Below are 19061 nucleotides of genomic sequence, written 5' to 3'. Positions count from 1 at the left end.
ACTGCCATATAGGGCTGGATAGAAAAAAATATGAGATCTTCCAAAACACGCTCACGCGGTAAGAATAACCGTAGCCGTTTTCCATCAAACAATGGTGGAAACTTAACCAATCGGGTTTTCGATAGTTCGGGACCTGAAGGTAAGGTGCGCGGGACGCCACAGCAAATAATCGACAAATATAACCAACTGATGCGCGATGCTCAGTTGTCAAATGATCGAGTCGCTGCAGAGAATTTTGCCCAGCATTCCGAGCATTACACCCGCCTGTTGGCCGAAAATATGCGCGAAATCGAAGAGCGCCGTGAAAGCCAAGAAGCCCAAAACCGTGACCGTCAGGCGCAGCGCGACAGCGAGCGCACGGAGCGGTTCGAACGTCAAGAAACGCAGGCCGCAGGTACTTCCCCGATTGAACCGCCCGTACAATCCGCTCCGACGCCGGTTGCCAAGCCAGATACGCCGCGCCCCTTTGTTCAGCCTGATTTGGGTTCTGGCCCACAACCTGATTTGTTGGATACAAGCACTGATAATAGCGGATTGGTGGATACGCCTGAGGCCAAACCGCGCAAGGTTTCTAATCGCCCGCCGCGTAAGCCTAGGACTGAAAACCCAGTTGCCGCCCCAGTAGACGGGGCCGAGCCAGCTTCAGAAAAGCCAAAACGTGCCCCGCGCCGTCGTAAGCCAATCGAGAAAAATGTCGATGCGGGTACACCTGCTTCAGAGGCTGCTCCCCGGTCCGAGCCAACAGGCGAGTAGGTCTTTAAAATTCGTTAAAGAGAGGGCTAAAGGGAAACCTTTAGCCCTTTTTTATGCCTAGAGTTTAGGGTTTGGCTAACTCACGGGCCAAGGCACAGAATTGCTCAATGGACAATTGCTCTGCGCGTTCGGTGGGTTTGATGCCCGCTGCCATCAGACGATCCTCGATGTCGGGTGCTTGCCCTTTGAGGGCTGCGCGGAGCATTTTGCGGCGTTGATTGAAAGCCGCAGCCACAACGCGGGACAAAACTTTGGGGTCGGCCTCAAACAACGGTTTTTCGCGCATTTGTAAATGAACTACGGCAGAGTGAACCTTTGGCGCGGGCGTGAAGGCCTCGGGTGGGAGACTCATGACAATACGGCAATCACAGCGCCATTGCGCCAAAATCGCGAGTCGCCCGTAGGCTTTTCCACCCGGTTCGGCGACGATACGATTCGCCACTTCGCGCTGGAACATCAAAGTCAGGCTCTGCCAAAACGGCGGCCATACGGCGGGGGTGAGCCAGCGTACCAACAGTTCGGTTCCCACGTTATAGGGCAAGTTGGCCGCAACACGGATGGGCGGTGTCAGCATGGACAATGGGTCGATTTCCAGCGCGTCGCCGTTGATCACCTCAAGTTGCCCTGGATAGACAGCGGCAATTTCCGCGAGTGCGGGGAGGCAGCGCGCATCTTTTTCCACGGCCAGTACGCGGCGCGCGCCTTCGGCCAGCAAACCACGGGTCAACCCGCCCGGGCCGGGGCCGATTTCGAGAACATCGCATTGCGTTAGGTCCCCCGCTTGGCGGGCGATTTTGGACGTCAGATTGAGGTCGAGTAGAAAGTTTTGCCCTAGGGATTTCTTGGCGGAAAGTTGGTGGTTTTCGATCACCTGCGCGAGCGAAGGGAGGGAGTCTATTGTTGCCATTGTTCGGTCCTAATTTTGCGCACGCGCAGTCGCCATTTTATGCGCAAGTTTGAGGGCTTCGATAAGGCTTGTGGGTTCAGCAATCCCACGGCCAGCAATGTCAAAAGCGGTGCCATGATCGGGCGAGGTGCGCACGAAGGGAAGGCCCAGAGTGACGTTGACACCGCGATCAAAATCGAGCGTTTTGATCGGGATCAGGGCTTGGTCGTGGTACATACAGACCGCTACATCATAGCTCGCACGGGCGCGCGCATGGAACATGGTATCTGCGGGCAGGGGGCCGCGAAGGTCCATTCCTTCGACCTGCATTTGCGCGATCACACCGTTGATCATGTCGAGTTCTTCACGCCCCATTGCCCCGCCTTCTCCAGCATGTGGGTTGAGGCCCGCGACGGCAACTCGAGGTTTGGATATGCCGAAGTCGCCCTGCAATCCGGCGACTGTAATCCGCAAGGTTTCGCGCAGCAATTCGGGGGTGAGTTGTTTTGGAACTTCGCTCAACGCAATATGGATTGTGACGGGTACAACGCGCAACTGATCACAGGCCAGCAGCATCACTACGCGCTCCACCCCTGCCAAATCCGCTAAAAATTCCGTGTGGCCGGGAAAGGCAAATCCAGCGCCATCTTTAAGGGCTTTTTTGTGGATGGGGTTGGTGCAAACTGCGCTGGCTTGGCCGGATTGAACCAATTTAACCGCCCTTTCTATCACGTCGATCACGCCTTGGGCGTTGGCCGCAGTGGCGGTTCCGAAGTGGTTCTGCGTAGCAAAAGAATGGGGCAAAACGGGTAGGCCACCGGCCATCGCGCTTGCGGCTTCATTTGGGTGGTCAATCAAAACATGGGGCACCGACCCCACCAAGTGGCGCGGATCGGCGATGAGGAAAAACGGCACAGATCCCGACAGTTCAGACCAAGCCTTCTCGGATATTTCCATACCCACGCCCGCAGGTTCGCCACAGGTTAAAGCAATCGGTGGAATCATGGTTCGCGGATCAAAGCGGTTGCCCGCAATTCAGCTAAATACGCATCGGCATAAGATGTGACGCGCTCGTTAATCAGGCGGGTGCGAAGGGCGTTGCGAGTCTCGTCCTCAACGATTTCGGCCGTGCGCCCACAAAGCATAAGCACCACCAAAGTCTGTCCGTAGTTGCGGGTTAAATTCGCCGAGACTTCGCCTTCGTCAAGTTTCGCAAGCTCTACCGCGATGTCGCTTGGCACGTCTGACTGGGCTTGCGAGATGATCTCAAGCTGCTCCTCGGTTGAATTGGGATACAGCCCATATAGATCGTCGCAGGAATCAGCAGTGTAACGCAGACTCATTGCTTGCTTCACGACGTTCGGTGCGCGCCCGCCTGGTAAATAGAGCCGTGCGTATTCCACCGCGAGGGCCGTCGGGATTGGCGCAGCCGTTTCCTGAATTGCACGCATTTGAAAAAACAGCAATGCATTTGGAATTTCAATAGGGTCGGTGATTTCACCGGGGGCGAGTGTCAGGAGAAGAGGGCGAAATGCAGGCGGCAAATCAGCGAGGGACAGCCAGTCTAACTGGCCACCATTTGGCGCGGATTGCGAAACGGAAACGGCTGTTGCTGCTTCGGAAAAAACCTTTGTACTCGTGATCTTCTGGATTTCGGCGCTAATGACGGCCGCGCGTTCTTGGTTCTCGGGCGTGTCAGCCGGAAGGACGATTTCGCCCAACAGCACCCGCACGCCACCGGTTTGGGACGACAGAGAAAGGGCGCGGTCAACTTCCGCCTCTGAGACGCGCCCGCGTTGACCAAAGAGCGTGCCCACTACCTCGCGCCAAAGGATGCCTGAAGCGACGAAATCCCGAAACGTTTGAACGTCAATGCCCTCTTCGGCCATGGCTTGGATGAACTCTTCTGGCTCAAGCTTTGCGCGCCCAGCGAACTCAATCATGCCTTGGTTTATGGCCTCGTCCTCAACGGAAATACCGAGGCGCTCAGCGGCATCCAAATAGAGACGCTCATCAATCAAACGGTCGGTGGATTCTTGGGTGAGGTTGCCAGCGGTGCCCAACGCTTTCAAGAAGAGGGCGCGTTGTTCGAGTTCATATTGTGTGATGATGCGCTCGTTGACTCGCACCACAATGTCAAATGGACCCTGAGCCTGCGCACTAGGCACGGCGCCAAGCACGAGAAAAACGGCAAGGATCGTATGAAAGAAGTGTTTAGGTACTGTCATTGCTACTGGGCCTTGTTATTTGTCATTCTGGTCGTCACGTCGCATGATTAATTGAAACGCCTGCATTTTTGAACCGACTTCTTGGGTTTTGAGCCATCCGAGCCAAACCCAGTAAGAGCAACGGTCATGCCAACACTCGTTGAAGGGTCCACGTTATCGGAGGAAGTGAAGCGGTGCGAGAGCGAAAGGTCAATCTCAACGCATTCATTTTGATAGGTTAAGCCGAAACCCGCTTCTGTGGGGGTGACGGCGGCCAAATCATAGCGCCAATATACATCACCAGACCACGTTGAGTTGATCAGGTAGTCAGCATCAAACGTCCATTCCGAAGTGTTTGTATATCGATCAAGCGCTGGTTCCGGTGTAAGCCAAATATAGCCTGTTGAAATATTATACCGATCATCGGTGTAAGTCAGGAGGTTTTCACTACGCGTAAACGAGAAGTCGTCGTCAATCAGGGAGTGCGATGCAAAGGACAATCTGTTTAGGATATCGACTTCAAAAGACGCTAACCAATCCGATTGAAAACCGGCTAATCCCGACCCTTGGTAGAACAAATCGGGGTCTTGGGCGCGCACCACCCTCCCAACGGTTGCTCCAAAGGTTAATCCGTCTGGGCTAACGCGTTTGTAAGTTAACCCAATATTGGCCCATGTCCCCGCTTCGCGTCGATCCAATCCGGGAAAACGGTTGCCCGAGAACATGTTACCCGGGTCCAATGTGGCGTCTTGGCTGTCTTCATTTGGCGGGAAGTCGCTTTGAAGAGGGCTGTAAAACACTTGAACGATGGGTTCCAAAAGGTGCTTTGTGCCATCCTGAGATGACTTCATGAGCGGCCAGCGCAATTCGGCCCCAAGGGTGCCATAAGTTAGGAACTCGGACGGCGGATATGTCGTATCTTGCTCAATACCATACAGTTCGGCCCCCACATCCGCCCCCGCGGAAAAGAGCATGCCGTTGCCAACGAGCGCTGTCTTTTTCCAACTTAGAAAGGCCGCGCCGCGTTGCACGTCCCGTCCGACAATGTTTTCGTCGGATTGGCGCTGTGCGGCATGAAAGGAGGCAGAAAACGTTGCCGATCCACCAACGCCGACAGGAAAGAAACGTCGCTCATAGACCGAGTCAAAGGCGAGGTTGGGCAAGGTGGCATTGTCGTCGCCTTCGCGCAGGGATTCCGCATTGGAAAGCGCGGTGCTAATATACTCATATCGTTTCGCCCGCGACAAATCGATGGTGCTGTTGAGCAAATCTTGGTCCGAGAAATCATAGGTCAAAAGATAGTCATGATCCGAAACGATTTCGGCGCGAATTTTCAAGATAAAGTCCTGTGCCACAGCGAGTTCACCACCGCCAAAGAGATACCCGCGCGTGATGTCGGGCATGATGTCGTCCTTCGAAATCGCACCCTCAAATTCAAGCAATCCGTTCTGGAAGGCTTGGCGGTAACGATACTCCATCGTATTGGTATTATTGGTAACAAGAGGGGCGAGGGTGAGGTCTTTTGAGGTGCCAAAGGGCAGAAAATACGGAATCCGCACACCTTGGCCCAACTGGGAATTCGACACGAGGGACGGGATGAGAAAACCACGTGTGCGTTCGAGCGATGGGCCGGGAAGGCGCATGTATGGCAAGTAAAAAATAGGCACCCCCATGACCCGTAGTTGCGCTTTTTCGAAATAGAGTTGTTTTTCCAATTGGTCGTGTACGATGCTTTCGGCCCGTATTTCCCAAAGCGGTGTCGGGTTGCTCGCACAGACCTCACAGGAGGACGCAACCGTTTTGTAAAGGCGGGTATAGCGGCCGTCGACGCGTTGAATTTGGTTCGCGGCCATTTGCAATTGCTGGTTTAGAACAAGACGCGCGCCGACAAGAAGACCCTCTTGAAGGTCGCGATCCAACGCACCACTATCCGCCAAGATCAGAGTTTCCGTGCCCCTTGTTAGGCTCATGGGCCCCTCGATCAGCAGCGTTTCTTGTTTGGATTGATAGGTGATTTTGTGCGCCTTCAAATGCGCTCCGTCAAAGAAAACCTCGACGTTCCCCGTTGCGACCAAATCGCCGTCACTGTTCACTGAAATTGCATCGGCCACCAGACTTGCAGGACCATTCTGTCCCTGTTGGGTCGTGGTTTGCGCATGGGCAAACGTGGTGGGGATTGCAAACGCCACAAGTACCGCGCTAGCCAAAATGCGTGTCACAGGACGGATTTCGAACATTACCCGTCCTCCATATGTAACAAAAGGGCCATCGCGATAAAGATCGACACGATCGGCGGTGACCACGTGGCAAGGGCAATCGGCAATTGTCCGTTTTCTCCAAAAATTTGAAGGAAATCCCGAAGGAAGAAAAGGCTAAAGGCGAGGAGAATCGCGGCTAAAATCATCACCCCAGTACGGCCAAAACGCGTGTGGCGCATCGTGAAACCCGCGCCAATCATCACCATAGCCACAAACATCAACGGCATTGCCAACTCGCGATACAGCCAAGCCTTGTGTTTAAGGGCAGAGAAACCGGCGCGTTCCAGCTGATCGATATAATTTGGTAAATCCCAAATCGAGATCGCATTGGGCGTTCCAAAACTGTCGCGAATTTTGTCAACAGTCAGGTCGCTTTCAAGGGCAAAATCTTCCAACAGAATGGCATCGCGCTCTGGGTTTGTACTGCCTTCAAGGGGCCATCTTTTGACCCCGCTCAATGCCCAGTATCCGTCCTCAAGCACCGCTGTTGCGGCCTCAATGCGCGTCAACGGGTCGCCTTCCTGACTGAAGATAAGGAACGTCACTTGCTGCAATTCGGTGCCGTCAAGATTGGCTCCTGCGGCGCGAATTACCGTTTGGTTTTCGCTGTCCACCTGCCGAAGCCAAAGGCCCTCCGCGCTGATCGACATAACAGAGGATTGGTCCGTCGTGAATTGGCGCGACACATATTCATATTGCTTTTTTGTGGCGGCCACGATGGGATTGAAAACCGCAACTGTGATGACCCCAAACAGAAACGCGACGATCACCGGCGAGATCAAACTTTTGATCGCACTTCGACCAGAGGCGCGAATGACAACCAATTCGCTACTACGTGCAAGCCCCAGAAACAGCGCAAGGGTCGCGAGCACAACAACAAGTGGCAAAATAGCATACATCGAACTCGGGGTATTGAGCGCCGCAAGGGTAATCAGATCGGAAAATCCAAGATCGACATTGCCAAATTTGCGAATTTGTTCAGCAATGTCGAGCAGAAAGGCAATGCCCAAAAAGACGGAAAAGACACCAAAAATGGCTTTCAAATACTTGCGTGCCAAATAGAAATAGAGAGTCATCGCGCCCACCTCCGCAATTGGGCAAGGACTTGCGGATTGGCGGCAAACCAAAGCAGGGTACCGGACATTCCGACACCAACAAGCGCTGGAAGATAGGCTGCCCACCAAAAGTTTGCGGCACGTAAACTCATGTCGAGGGCTGCCGAGTCGACAGCCTTCACAACAATCAACAGCACAAAGGCAAATCCAATCTGCGGCCAGAGTCCGAAGCGGCTAAACCCACCCAAAAGAAGGCAGGAAAACCCGATAAGTGCGCTCACCAACGCCAAGAGAGGTTGGGAAAGCCTTTGATGCGCGGCAGACAGCATACGGGCTTCATTGACCTTCGTTTCCGCGAGGAGGGCAGGTGTCGGATGTAACAACTCCCAAGTGGATAACTCGCTGATCGTTCGGTTTCTTGTCGAGGGCGCGGCGATTAGGTCATTGATATCAAAAACTAAATCCTGAAAACTTGTGGTAAACAGCCGTTGCCCCTCCGCCCGCAAACTTTGCGCAATGCCTTCAAGCATCAACAACTTTGGTCCAGAGGCGTCTTCCACCAAAAGCGCGCGTTTGGCCGTATATGTGGTTCGGACGCCCTTAGAGCGTGCATCCGATAAAAGGATCTCATTCAGGGCTCCGTCAGGTGAAATATTGCGAATATAGAGCGTAATTCCCTTGGTCGGATTTAAAAATGTCCCGTCCACCAAAAGGCGCGCGGTGATGTTTCGCGACAATTCTAACGATCGGATTCCAATCTGTTTCGTCGCCGCAGGGATAAGAACGTGGGACAGAATGCTCATCATAATCGCCACAATAAACCCGAAAACGATCACCGGACGCGCCATGCGATACGGGCTGAAACCTGCCGACTGGACAACAACCATTTCGCTCTCAGACGAAAGTCTATTCACCGCGTAAACCGTTCCAACAAAAGCAGAAAATGGCAAAACAAGGACGATGACGCGTGGCAAAGCAAGCGCGGTAAGTTCAAGGAAAACGCCAGCCGATTGACCGCTTGAGATGATTTGATCAAACAGAGATACCGCGCGATTGACCCAATAGACCAGCACGAGAACCAAGGAAAAGAAACCAAAGAGCACCATCAGTTGCGACAGGACATATCTGTCGAATCTCGCCACGTGAATCCCCTCGAAATCTTGGTTGAATTGGGTAAACTTATCGGAATATTGCGCTGGGGAAAACTGCTATCTGGTCATGTCGCCGTTTGGAGGCTACCAATATGGGGACACATTCAAAGGAGTCTCTGATGACCACACCCATTGCCCTGTATTTTGACGACATAAGTTTAGATTCGATCGCAAAACAAACTGGACGCATTGTTGTGTTTTTAGAGCCTCACGGGAGGCTTGATCGTTCATCTCGGCGGATTAACCGTATTACAAAGGGTGCACTTGGACGGTTTATCTTGAGTGATGCTTTTGAAGAAATGAAGGAAGGAATGGGGCTTGATTTGGCCTATCCGTCGGGCATGTTGGCAACTGCCATTCAGGTTATTCGCCTTTCCCGCAATCCAACAATCGAAAATGCACGCAAAGCAGGGGCCACTATCGCCAAGGGCTTAACCAAAGAAAGCACTTTGGTTTGCGCCAATACAATTGGCAAAGCCGCCGAGATATCGTTTGGGCTTGCCTTGCGGTCCTATGATTTTACACCCCATAAAACCAGCGGTGTAAAAGAACGCGGCGAAGTGCGCTTTCAAGTCGGAAAGCCTGAAGATATTGCTGCGAAGGCCGCTCCGTTTGCCGCTCTTGCAGAAGGGGTATTCTTCACCCGCGATTTGGTGAACGAGCCTTCGAATGTTCTGACAACCGATGATTTTGCAGCGCGTTTGGCGGCCATGCAAGACCTCGGTTTAGAGGTGGAAATCCTTGAGGAAGCCGAGCTTGAAAAACTTGGTATGGGCGCGCTCTTGGCCGTTGGGCAGGGCAGCGAAAGTGCTTCTAAAGTTGTTGTTATGCAGTGGAACGGTGGCGGAAAAGAAGCGCCTTTGGCCTTGGTCGGCAAGGGCGTTGTGTTCGATACGGGGGGCATTTCCATCAAGCCCGCCGCGGGCATGGAAGACATGACAATGGACATGGGCGGTGCGGGTGTTGTTGCGGGCGTTATGCGCAGCCTCGCGCTTCGTAATGCCAAAGCAAATGTCGTGGGGCTCGTTGGAATCGTTGAGAATATGCCCGACGGCAAGGCCATGCGTCCGGGCGATGTTGTGACCTCGATGAAAGGCGACACGATTGAGGTTTTGAACACGGACGCGGAAGGGCGTCTCGTTTTGTGCGACGTGATGTGGTATGCGCAGGAACGGTTTAAACCCTCAGGGATGATCGATCTGGCGACGCTGACGGGTGCAATTATCGTTGGGTTGGGCCATGACAACGCTGGCGTGTTTTCCAATAATGACAAATTCTGTGATCGCTTCCTCAAGGCGGCGCGCACTGAGAATGAAGGCGCATGGCGGATGCCCCTTGGCGCCAGCTATGACAAGCTTTTGAAATCCCCGATTGCCGACATGAAAAATATTGGTGGACGCGCGGCAGGATCGATCACGGCGGCGCAGTTCCTTCAACGGTTTGTCCAAAAGAAAACGCCATGGATACATCTCGATATCGCGGGTGTGGCTCATATTAAAACCGGCACAGATCTTGCACCGGGCGGGGCAACTGGATGGGGTGTTGTTGCCATCGACCGCCTAATTCGCGATCGTTTTGAGGACTGATGGGACAGGTCTATTTCTATCACGTCACCCAAAGTCCCATTATTGCAACGCTGACAACCCTGCTTGAAAAATCGCTTCAGGCAGGGTGGCGTGTCGCTGTGCGCGGGGTCGATGCGGGATCTCTGGCACAAATCGATGATGCTTTGTGGCGCAACCCGCGTGACGGATTTTTGCCGCACGGCCTTGCGGGTGGCCCACATGATGCCGACCAGCCGGTATTGTTGACCACTAAATCGGAGATCCTTAACGGCGCGACCTGTTTGATTTCCCTCGAAGGGGCGACGCTTTCACCCGAGGAAATTTCTGCATCCGAACGGGCCTGTGTTTTGTTTGACGGGACCGACCCCGAGTCCGTTGACCGCGCGCGCGCGCAATGGAAAACCCTGACGTCTGAGGGGGCGAAGGCGATTTATTGGTCAGAAGAAACGGGCTCTTGGGTAAAAAAGGCCGAGAGCTCCTAACGGCGCAAAATCATTCTGTCGCCAGCGATTTCAATGCTGCTCATTTGGCTCAGATAGGACATCCCCAAAAGGGATATATTGAGGTCGCCTTGATTTACATATGCGGCAATTCTGGGCGTTTTGATCCCATTAAACTCAATATCCGCCAATTGGACCCGCGCGGTTTTTACAACGCCATTTGCGGTATTTGCTGTGCCGAAAAACTGTAGGTCGTTTACATCAATTCCCAGTTTTTGGGCATCAGTTTGGCTCAAAACAATGTCAGTGGCTCCCGTATCGACAAGGAATTCGAGACGAGTATTCGAGATCGTGAGTTCGGCGTAAAAATGGCCATCGCGGTGGCGCACGAGCGTGATGATTTCACCGTCGCCGTCCTGAAAGGATGACTGCGTCGCGTGGTCGGATTTGATGTTTTCCCAGAGGCCGTAAGCGGCGACGAACCCGACGAAAATCAGGCCCCAAAGCGCGCCCTGTTGTAGAGTTTTTCCCATGGATTGGCGGTTTTGGACAAAGAACCAACTGGCAATGACAGTGCCAAGAAGAACCAAGTAGATCAATCGTCCTGTGTCGTCTCCGCTCATGAAAACCTCTTTAGTTCAATGGATTAAAGGGCAGACTGAATGAAGCCCTGTATGCCGTCTAGTATGAATTGAATGGCGAGTGCTCCCAATAGCATCCCAAGAAGACGTGTTACAACGTTGATCCCCGTTGGCCCTAAAATGCGCTCAAAAGGGCTTGCTGCAAAGAAGAGCGCAAGGGCACACAGCAGCACCGCAAACATGGTGAGCAAAATTCCGATCAAGCCGATTGTGCCCTCGGAATGGCCGACAAGCAGGATCATAGTCGCGATGGACCCAGGCCCTGCAATCAGAGGGGTTGCGAGGGGGAAAACCGAGGGGTCGTCGAAATCTTCCTCGCTTGTCGCTTCGGCGGCTTGGTCGCCACGGCGTTTTGAGCGGCGATCAAACAGCATATCAAGCGCAGTTAGGAACAAAAGAGCGCCGCCCGCTATGCGGAAAGCGTCCATTGAAATGCCGATAAATCCCAGAACGGTTTCGCCGAGAAGTCCAAACAGAGTGAGCAAAACGGCCGCGGTTGCCACGGAACGCACCGCTATTGCGCGGCGGCGATGTTGGGACATCCCTTGGGTCATCGCCACAAAAAGCGGCATCAATCCAATCGGATCAATGATCACGAAAAGGGTCGCGAATGCCGGAATTAAGATCGTAAAATCCAAACTTAACCTTCTGCTTTTTCAAGCCTCTCTAGCGATTTCATCCACATGGCTTCGGCACGATCCGTCGCGTCACGTACTTCGCCGTATTTCTTTTGCCAAACCTCGGCTTCACCCGATTTACCTTCTTCATAGATAGACGGATCGGCAAGTTTCTTGGCAAGACGATCACCCATATCGTTGAGTTTTGCGACTCTTTGTTCACAAACTTTCACGTCGGCGCGCAGCGCTTTCATCTGATCCCCAGTTGGACGTTTGCTCTTGGCGGCAACTTTTGGGCTGCGTGCCTTTTTGGGGGCATCGCTCGTGAGTAGCAACTTGCGATAGGCTTCCAGATCGTCCTCGAACGGATGCACGGTGCCATCTTTTACAAGCCACAACCGATCCGCGACCAGCGAGAGGAGGTGCATGTCGTGCGACACCAAAATAACGGCCCCTGTATAGGCGGTGAGCGCCTCAACGAGCGCTTCGCGGCTTTCGATATCAAGGTGGTTGGTGGGCTCATCGAGGATGAGGAGATGCGGTGCGTCGATTGTTGCCAAGAGGAGCGAAAGCCGCGCTTTTTGGCCGCCAGAAAGCCGACCTACAAGGGTGTCGGCCTGATCTGCCCCAAGGCCGAAGCCTGCGAGCCGCGCACGGTGACGGGCGGGCAATTCTTTGGGGCGCACCCGACGCAAGTGGTCGAGCGGATTTTCATCCACATGGAGTTCGTCGACTTGGTGCTGGGCAAAATATCCGATCCGCAGCTTATTGTGCGAATTCATCCGACCACTCATGGTTTCCAAACGGCCTGAAAGCAGTTTCGACAGGGTCGATTTCCCTTCGCCGTTTTTCCCAAGCAGCGCGATGCGGTCGTCTTGGTCAATCCGCAGGTCGAGGCCTTTCAGGATCACCTTGTCGCCATAGCCCACGCTTGCGCTTTCCATATTAATAATCGGTGGTGACAACTCTTCTGGCTCAGGAAACGAGAACCGTTTGAGCGCGGATTCGCTCGGTGTGCTGATTGGCGTCATTTTTGCGAGCATTTTTACGCGGCTTTGGGCCTGAGTCGCTTTAGAAGCTTTCGCCTTAAAGCGGTCAACAAAGCTCTGAAGGTGGGCGCGGCGGGCGTCTTGCTTCTTAGATTCGGAGGCCGCAGCGGCCAATTTCGCGGCGCGTTGTTCGGCGAATTTGTCGTATGGCACCTGATAGAATGTCAGTTTCTTGTCTTCAAGATGCAGGATCGAACCAACCGCCCGATTGAGCAACCCACGGTCGTGCGACACGATCAAAACGGTATGCGGATATTTGCCCAAATAGTTCTCAAGCCACAAAGCGCCCTCAAGATCGAGGTAGTTTGTCGGCTCATCGAGGAGCAATAAATCGGGTTTTGAAAACAGCACAGCCGCAAGAGCGACCCGCATGCGCCAACCGCCCGAGAAATCCGAACAGGGGCGTTTCTGGGCCTCGGAATCAAAGCCAAGACCCTTAAGAATCTGGGCTGCGCGGGCTTCGGCACTCCATGCGTCAATGTCGGTTAGACGGGTCTGCACTTCGGCAATCCGGTGGGGGTCGGTGGCGGTATCGGCTTCCGCCATCAAGGAGGCGCGTTCCGTATCGGCGGCCAAAACTGTATCAATCAAGGACACTTCGTTTGACGGCACTTCCTGTGAAATGCCGCCCATGCGCGCGCCTTTGGGCATCGTGATGGAACCGGTTTCCAACACCAATTCGCCCCAGATGAGGCGGAAAAGAGTCGTCTTCCCCGTGCCATTACGACCGACGATGCCAACTTTGTGGCCATCAGGAATCGTAACAGATGTGTTCTGCAGGAGCGGGCGGCCATTGACCGAATAAGATATATCAGAAATTTTCAACATGGGCGGGGTTTGCCCCATTGTGAGGGCGCGGTCAATCGCCGCTTTTCAACCGAGCAAGGGCATGCTAGCAGAGCGGCGATATTTTCGCGGGCTTTTGCCTGATTGTCCAACCCGATAGGAGCCCATCATGGCTGTTCAACGCACTTTCTCGATCATCAAACCAGACGCTACAAAACGCAACCTTACAGGCGCAATTGCAGCAAAATTCGAAGAAGCTGGCCTGCGCATCGTTGCATCCAAGCGCATTCAAATGACACTTGCTCAAGCAGAAACATTCTATGGCGTACACTCCGAGCGTCCTTTCTTTGGCGAACTTTGTGAATTCATGATCTCCGAGCCAATTGTTGTTCAAGTTCTTGAAGGCGAAGACGCAATCGCGAAAAACCGCGAAGTTATGGGCGCAACTAACCCAGCAGACGCAGCAGCCGGCACAATTCGCAAAGAATTCGCACTTTCAATCGGCGAAAACTCGGTTCACGGTTCCGACGCTCCAGAAACAGCAGCAGAAGAAATCGCGTTCTTCTTCTCTGGCCTTGAATTGGTTGGCTAAGCCTTTTTAGGTTTACCAAAGGAAAGCCCGCGCCTTAACTGGTGCGGGCTTTTTGCTTTTTGGGGAACAGGGGCAGAAACGCTGGATTAACCTTTGGCGAAGTCTGATTAAGCGCTGAGGTGAAACGATATTCAGTGCAAACGTCCGATTTAGCCACGGCGGTTGATTGAGGCCTAGATCAACAAGCTGATTGCGCTTGAAAATGCGCGGGCGTCTATTTCTTTGCGCGGACCCCGATTTCGTCGAGAATTTTTTCGATCCCGGCCAATGGCGCGGCCTGTGTGCTATCTTTTATCTGATCGAACCGCACCCTAAGCGCTTCTTTCTCGGCACCTTTACAGTCGTTCCACGGGCGGCCCTGAAGACCCATCACCAGAGCGTAATAGCCAATGAAATGCGGACGCGTGCCTGCCGTGACGAGTTTGCGATAGGTCGCATCCGGTCCAAGCTCGCGTACCTGCTCGGCGGAGTGAATTCCGGCGCGCGCAAAAAGGTCGACCGAGGCTGGCCCAATATTGCGAATGACTGAAACGGGTTCGTTCTGTGACACTTAAATGTTCCGTTAATCGTTGGTGACTGGGAGCGACACTGCCTCAGGGTTTGCGTCTGGTGCCATGTCGCGGATGGTTTGCCAAACGGTTGTGAAAAGCCCCGCCAAAACCGGCCCCAAGACAAGGCCAACCGCGCCAAATACCACCAGCCCGCCCAAAGTTCCGATCAAAATCTGAATGTTGTGGATTTGCGCGTCCCGCCCAACAAGGATCGGACGCAGGAAATTATCAATCGTCCCGACAACAAGGACCGCCCATAGTCCGAGCGCAATGGCTGGACCCGTTTCCCCCTCAACACCCAAATATATCGCCCCCGTGAGCACAACTGCGGTCGGGCCGAGCGCAGGAATGATGGAGACAATTGCCATCACAACGGCCCAGAAAACGGGCGCACTAATTCCGGCAACCCAGAAGCCTAGGCCACCGAGGGCCCCTTGGGCGATGCCAATTAAAAGCGTGCCTTTCAGGGTTGCGCGGCTGACGGAAATAATTCGTTCGTTGAGCGCAGCTTGGAGGGGGAGGGGGAGGGTTGAATACGCCAAAACCTGCGAAATAATGGAGGTTTTCATTTGGAGGAAATAAAACATGGAGTAAATAAACACAAAAAGGTGCAGGAAAAAGAAGGCGGTTCCTTTTGTAAGCGCTCCTAAAACGCTGGCGAAATACGTTGCGAAAGTTACAACCAATTCCTGAATTTTCGCGCGAATTTGGGGCAAAGCATCTTCAAGGTCGCTTTGAAAGGGAACCCAGTCGGGAATCTCAAAATGCGGCGGATTCTTTGCAATGGTTTGATAGAGACCCACAGCCCCCGTCGTGAGAGACGAGGCTTGCTCGGCTGCCATAAACGCGACGCCGATCAGCGGGGTAATAATAGACGCGAGTAATACGAGCAGTGTCACGACGGTCGCGGGGCCGCGCCGATTTCCCAGATGTCTCAGCACGAAATTATACAAAGGTTCCGACATCTCGGCGACAATTGCTGCCATGATGAGAGAGACCAAAAACGGACGTGCGACGTCCAAGTAAAGAAATGTAACGATAACCGTCAAAACAACGACAGGTATCCATTGTTGCGCGCTGGATTGGGTGAAACGAATGTTGCTTGGGCGGTCAGTGTCCAATCGTCTTCCCCTTTTTTGCGACGCGTAAAGAATCCATTCTCCGAAATAATCCTATACTTTAGAGGGGGCGATGTTAAACTCTTTTGTGCACGGGGGATTGAATGAAATTTATTTAACGATTGTAATTGGCTGGGGGGCTTTGTTGCGGAAAAACGCGTGCAGTTTTTCGCGCAATTATGGCTAACAGGATGGCTGCGGAACCAAGAAAATGAACAGGAGCACAAGCTATGGCGACGAAAGCGGAACTCGAGGCGGAGCTGGCTCAACTTCGAAAGGCGTTAAGCGAAATCAAGAACGTGACCTCGCAAGAGGACGTTCAAACGGACACTGCAGCAGCCCAAGCCGACTCGTCTGGGCTGTTTGAAGAGGGCGAGTTTGCGGGGCTGGTCCATCAAGCATTGGAAGACCTCGAAACACTGCCGCACCGCAAGCCAGTCCTGACAGCGTTGGGAATATTTTTCGTTGGCTATCTGTTCGGACGTTCTGGGCATAGGGGGTAGTTATGAGCCGTATTAGCAGGAATATAACAATCATTTTACGTGCTGAGCGCCTGATGGCGCAACGGCGCATGGCGGTTTTGCGGCGTCAAACCGTGATGATGGTGATGGCAGGGATTGCCGCGGGTCTTGGCATAGTCATGCTAAATGGCGCCGCGTATTTTGAACTAGCGACCCAAGTGTCAAAGCCGATGGCGGCCTTGATCGTGGCGTTTGCCAACTTCCTCGTGGCGGGTCTCTTTGTGTCCATTGCCAATCACCAAAACGCAGATGCCGACGTCGCAAGCGTTGCCGAAGTGCGGGATTTGGCTCTTGAAGATTTGGAAGCAGAAATTCAAGATGCGACCCAAGAAGCAAAACTCCTCGCTCAAAGTGTGCGCTCTATGGCGCGCGATCCATTTGCGATGTTTGCACCGGGTTTACTCAATGGCGTTGTTGCAGCCTTGTTAAAGGCGTTGAAAAAATAGGGTCCTAATCTGTGGCTTCTAGGAGCCAAAGTTTAGCAGTAAAGGAATTAACAAATGAAACATTTAACACTCAAAGCTGCGATTTTAGGGTCCGTTTTGTTTTTACCGAGCGTTGCAGGCGCTCAGACCAGCGCCACGGAGGCGGCAGAAACGACCGCGGTCGCGGCCACAGAAGAAGCGCTCTTAACCGCTGAAGAGCTACAAACACTCGTTGGCCCCGTCGCGCTGTATCCAGACACGTTGTTGATCCAAATATTGGTTGCGGCGACGTTCCCGCTTGATGTGATGAAGGCGGATCGGCTGATTAAAGACAACGAAGGTGTCGAACCTGAAGCGTTGAAGGAAACCATTGATGCGCAAGGCTGGGACGAAAGCGTTGCTGTTTTGGCTGCGGCCTTCCCAGATGTTTTGGCCGATATGGCCGAGCATGTCGATTGGACGGATACCATAGGCACAGCAATGCTGGCCCAAAGTGACGACGTTATGGTCGCCGTCCAAAACCGGCGCGAAGTGGCGAATGCCAGCGGTGTTTTGGTGTCAGGGGACGAGCAAACAGTTGAGGTTACGAAGGGGGCGAGCGGCGAGGAAGCCATCGTCATTCAACCCACCGACCCCGAAATTGTCTATGTGCCTCAATATGATTCAAATGTTGTTTATGTGCAGGAAAGTAACAGCACAAACGACGTCCTGACCGCAGGTTTGATCGGATTCGGTTCATATTTAGTGTTGGATGCAATTTTCGACAATAACGACCCTTGGAACGATTACTGGGGATGTCGCAACTGTGGTGGTTGGGGCGGTGGGCCGATTTATCGAAATCCGAATATTGATATCGGCGTTGATGGAAATGTGAATATTGGCAACAAAATTGGGAATAATAACGGTAACAACCTTGGCAAAAATAATGGGGATAGAAGCCGTGCGGGCAATTTTGGCGGTTGGCAGCCCGACGAGCGCCGCAAAAAAGATGCTCAGAAGAAGATAACTAATAAACGCGGCCCGAATGGCGCCACAACCTTGCCTGCGAAAACGCCCAATCGGGGCGACGACATGCGGGCCAACCTCGCGAAGTCGACGGGAACAAAAGACATTTCAAGAGTTCAGAAGCCCCGTGATGCCGTTGCCAAGTCCAAACGGCCGGCTGGAGCAGCTAAGGTCGGAACCGCAAATAAAAAGGCTGCGGTAAACCGGACGGGGGCACCTCCCACGAGAGACGGTGCCAAGGCAAAAGCTGGTGGCGCAAACAAGGCAAAGGCAACGAAGAAAAAGGCGGCGATACAAAAGCCAAAGGCAGCAAAAAAGCCAAGAGCCAAACCCGCAGCAAAGAAAAACACAGCCATGAAAAAACGGCCGTCCTCTCACAGTGCTAAATCAGGTAAGGCTCGTGGTAAGGCTGCTAGTGGCGGAAGAAGGAGATAAGAGCATGAAACACAATCTTAAAATGAGCATCTCAGGTTTCGCGTTTTTGGCGTCAACTCTTCCGACTTTTGCCGCAGACGGACCTGCAACCTATGCCACTCCGCAAGATGCGCTCGAGGCATTTGTCGCCGCTCTCGGGAACCGCGAAGCTGTGCTTGAGGTTTTTGGCACCGATGCGACGGATGTCTTAGTGTCTGGTGATGCCCAAGAAGATGCTGAAAACCGCGCCGAAATCGAAGCGCTGATTCAAGAAGGGTACCGCTTCCAACTTGACGAAGAAAACCGTGTAACGTTGCTTTTGGGAGCCGAGGCTTGGCCGTTTCCAATCCCATTGGCCAAAACGGATACGGCGTGGGCTTTTGATATTGAGGCGGGGCGTGACGAAGTGTTTTACCGCAGCATTGGCCTGAATGAACTTGAAACGATCGATATGATTGAAGCGTATGTCGAGCTTCAGTTGGCCTATCGCCTTGTTGATCACGACGCGGACGGGGTGTTGGAATTTGCCGCCTCTATTCTCTCAAGCGACGGCGCGCGGGACGGGTTGGTTTGGGCTGATGAAGACAGCCCGCTTGGCGAACGCATCGCATTGGCATCGTTAGATGGCTTTTCGGATGGCGAAACTGATCAAGAAGCCGAGCCATTCGGCGGCTACTATTATCGTGTGCTTCAGGGGCAGGGCGCGTCCGCTCCGGGAGGCGCGCTTGACTATATCGTCGGTGGCAACATGATCGCGGGCCACGCGCTTTTAGCGGTCCCTGCGACCTATAATGAAACCGGTGTTCACAGCTTCATCGTCTCGGAAAACGGGCGCGTCTTTGCGGCGGATTTGGGGGAAAACAGCCTTGATGTCGCCCTTGAAATTCTGACGTATAATCCGGACACCGCCTGGAGCCCTGTGGAATAATCTGTCTAAAAGCCTCAAGGCTTCTATAATCTTGTGGCTGCTTTAGAGACAAAAACTTCAGGAGCCGCCACAAAATAGCGTGGGGCTCCTTTACAAATT

The 19061-nt window shown here is 53.3% G+C and carries 19 protein-coding genes; 8 read left to right on the top strand and 11 right to left on the bottom strand.

The annotated features are described in order from the left end of the window. The first annotated feature begins 30 nt into the window (after positions 1 to 30). The gene (locus AB9F26_RS11720) at positions 31 to 753 is read left to right on the top strand and encodes a DUF4167 domain-containing protein (protein ID WP_335585462.1); all 723 of its coding nucleotides are present in this window, start codon (positions 31 to 33) and stop codon (positions 751 to 753) included. Between the two features lie 64 nt (positions 754 to 817). Here the strand turns inward: AB9F26_RS11720 and rsmA are convergent, their stop codons facing one another. From rsmA to lptF, 6 genes are read right to left on the bottom strand one after another with little or no spacing between them, the layout of a single operon-like run. Further along, on the bottom strand, positions 818 to 1660 hold the full coding sequence (gene rsmA, locus AB9F26_RS11715) for a 16S rRNA (adenine(1518)-N(6)/adenine(1519)-N(6))-dimethyltransferase RsmA (RefSeq protein WP_335585461.1): 843 nt from the start codon (positions 1658 to 1660) through the stop codon (positions 818 to 820). 9 nt (positions 1661 to 1669) lie between these two features. Next, a complete protein-coding gene (gene pdxA / locus AB9F26_RS11710; protein WP_335585460.1) occupies positions 1670 to 2644 on the bottom strand; it encodes a 4-hydroxythreonine-4-phosphate dehydrogenase PdxA in 975 nt (324 codons plus the stop codon). Then, positions 2641 to 3867: a SurA N-terminal domain-containing protein gene (locus AB9F26_RS11705; RefSeq protein WP_369768118.1), complete on the bottom strand. Its 1227-nt coding sequence runs from the start codon at positions 3865 to 3867 to the stop codon at positions 2641 to 2643. The genes pdxA and AB9F26_RS11705 overlap by 4 nt, the downstream gene beginning before the upstream one ends. A 47-nt stretch (positions 3868 to 3914) precedes the next feature. After that, complete coding sequence (locus tag AB9F26_RS11700) at positions 3915 to 6083, bottom strand: LPS-assembly protein LptD (protein WP_369768117.1); 2169 nt, start codon at positions 6081 to 6083, stop codon at positions 3915 to 3917. Further along, a complete protein-coding gene (gene lptG / locus AB9F26_RS11695; protein ID WP_369754529.1) occupies positions 6083 to 7180 on the bottom strand; it encodes an LPS export ABC transporter permease LptG in 1098 nt (365 codons plus the stop codon). The genes AB9F26_RS11700 and lptG overlap by 1 nt, the downstream gene beginning before the upstream one ends. Then, entirely contained in the window at positions 7177 to 8301 is a 1125-nt protein-coding gene (gene lptF, locus AB9F26_RS11690; protein WP_335585456.1) for an LPS export ABC transporter permease LptF, read from the bottom strand. Before lptF ends, lptG begins: the two co-directional genes overlap by 4 nt. A gap of 128 nt (positions 8302 to 8429) precedes the next feature. On the opposite strand from lptF, the gene AB9F26_RS11685 reads away from it, so the two are divergent. Beyond that, a complete protein-coding gene (locus AB9F26_RS11685) occupies positions 8430 to 9896 on the top strand; it encodes a leucyl aminopeptidase (protein WP_369768115.1) in 1467 nt (488 codons plus the stop codon). Next, complete coding sequence (locus AB9F26_RS11680; protein ID WP_335585454.1) at positions 9896 to 10357, top strand: DNA polymerase III subunit chi; 462 nt, start codon at positions 9896 to 9898, stop codon at positions 10355 to 10357. The genes AB9F26_RS11685 and AB9F26_RS11680 overlap by 1 nt, the downstream gene beginning before the upstream one ends. On the opposite strand, the gene AB9F26_RS11675 is transcribed toward AB9F26_RS11680, so the two are convergent. The 3 genes from AB9F26_RS11675 to AB9F26_RS11665 are packed head-to-tail and all read right to left on the bottom strand — an operon-like array spanning position 10354 to position 13450. Beyond that, entirely contained in the window at positions 10354 to 10938 is a 585-nt protein-coding gene (locus AB9F26_RS11675; protein WP_369768113.1) for a TIGR02281 family clan AA aspartic protease, read from the bottom strand. The two genes, AB9F26_RS11680 and AB9F26_RS11675, sit on opposite strands and share 4 nt — an antisense overlap. A gap of 23 nt (positions 10939 to 10961) precedes the next feature. Beyond that, positions 10962 to 11594 (bottom strand): MarC family protein, encoded by a 633-nt coding sequence (locus AB9F26_RS11670; RefSeq protein ID WP_335585452.1) that lies wholly within the window; start codon positions 11592 to 11594, stop codon positions 10962 to 10964. Between the two features lie 2 nt (positions 11595 to 11596). Continuing rightward, a complete protein-coding gene (locus AB9F26_RS11665) occupies positions 11597 to 13450 on the bottom strand; it encodes an ABC-F family ATP-binding cassette domain-containing protein (RefSeq protein ID WP_369754527.1) in 1854 nt (617 codons plus the stop codon). A gap of 127 nt (positions 13451 to 13577) precedes the next feature. On the opposite strand from AB9F26_RS11665, the gene ndk reads away from it, so the two are divergent. Continuing rightward, positions 13578 to 14000, top strand: coding sequence for a nucleoside-diphosphate kinase (gene ndk / locus AB9F26_RS11660; RefSeq protein ID WP_335585450.1), 423 nt, complete (start codon positions 13578 to 13580; stop codon positions 13998 to 14000). A 214-nt stretch (positions 14001 to 14214) separates the two neighbouring features. Here ndk and AB9F26_RS11655 read toward each other — a convergent pair whose 3' ends face one another. Together AB9F26_RS11655 and AB9F26_RS11650 are read right to left on the bottom strand one after the other, a co-directional pair. Continuing rightward, positions 14215 to 14550 (bottom strand): TfoX/Sxy family DNA transformation protein, encoded by a 336-nt coding sequence (locus AB9F26_RS11655; RefSeq protein WP_369754526.1) that lies wholly within the window; start codon positions 14548 to 14550, stop codon positions 14215 to 14217. Between the two features lie 12 nt (positions 14551 to 14562). Then, positions 14563 to 15672 carry an AI-2E family transporter gene (locus AB9F26_RS11650; RefSeq protein WP_369768112.1) on the bottom strand — a complete coding sequence of 370 codons (1110 nt, stop codon included), beginning with the start codon at positions 15670 to 15672 and terminating at the stop codon, positions 14563 to 14565. A gap of 227 nt (positions 15673 to 15899) precedes the next feature. Between AB9F26_RS11650 and AB9F26_RS11645 the strand changes: the two genes are divergently transcribed. Genes AB9F26_RS11645 through AB9F26_RS11630 form a run of 4 tightly spaced genes read left to right on the top strand, consistent with a single transcriptional unit; the run spans position 15900 to position 18962 of the window. Next, positions 15900 to 16172, top strand: a complete 273-nt coding sequence (locus AB9F26_RS11645) for a hypothetical protein (protein WP_335585447.1) — start codon at positions 15900 to 15902, stop codon at positions 16170 to 16172. A gap of 2 nt (positions 16173 to 16174) precedes the next feature. Then, positions 16175 to 16636 carry a hypothetical protein gene (locus tag AB9F26_RS11640; protein ID WP_335585446.1) on the top strand — a complete coding sequence of 154 codons (462 nt, stop codon included), beginning with the start codon at positions 16175 to 16177 and terminating at the stop codon, positions 16634 to 16636. A gap of 54 nt (positions 16637 to 16690) precedes the next feature. Further along, entirely contained in the window at positions 16691 to 18055 is a 1365-nt protein-coding gene (locus AB9F26_RS11635; protein WP_369768111.1) for a DUF3300 domain-containing protein, read from the top strand. Positions 18056 to 18059: 4 nt separating this feature from the next. Continuing rightward, positions 18060 to 18962: a DUF2950 family protein gene (locus AB9F26_RS11630; RefSeq protein ID WP_335585444.1), complete on the top strand. Its 903-nt coding sequence runs from the start codon at positions 18060 to 18062 to the stop codon at positions 18960 to 18962. Positions 18963 to 19061: the final 99 nt, after the last annotated feature.

Source organism: Falsihalocynthiibacter sp. BN13B15 (assembly GCF_041205415.1).
In the GTDB taxonomy this organism is placed as follows: Bacteria; Pseudomonadota; Alphaproteobacteria; order Rhodobacterales; family Rhodobacteraceae; genus Falsihalocynthiibacter; species Falsihalocynthiibacter arcticus.
Note: the sequence above shows the minus strand (reverse complement) of the source record. Positions and strands in the feature narration are given on the sequence as shown.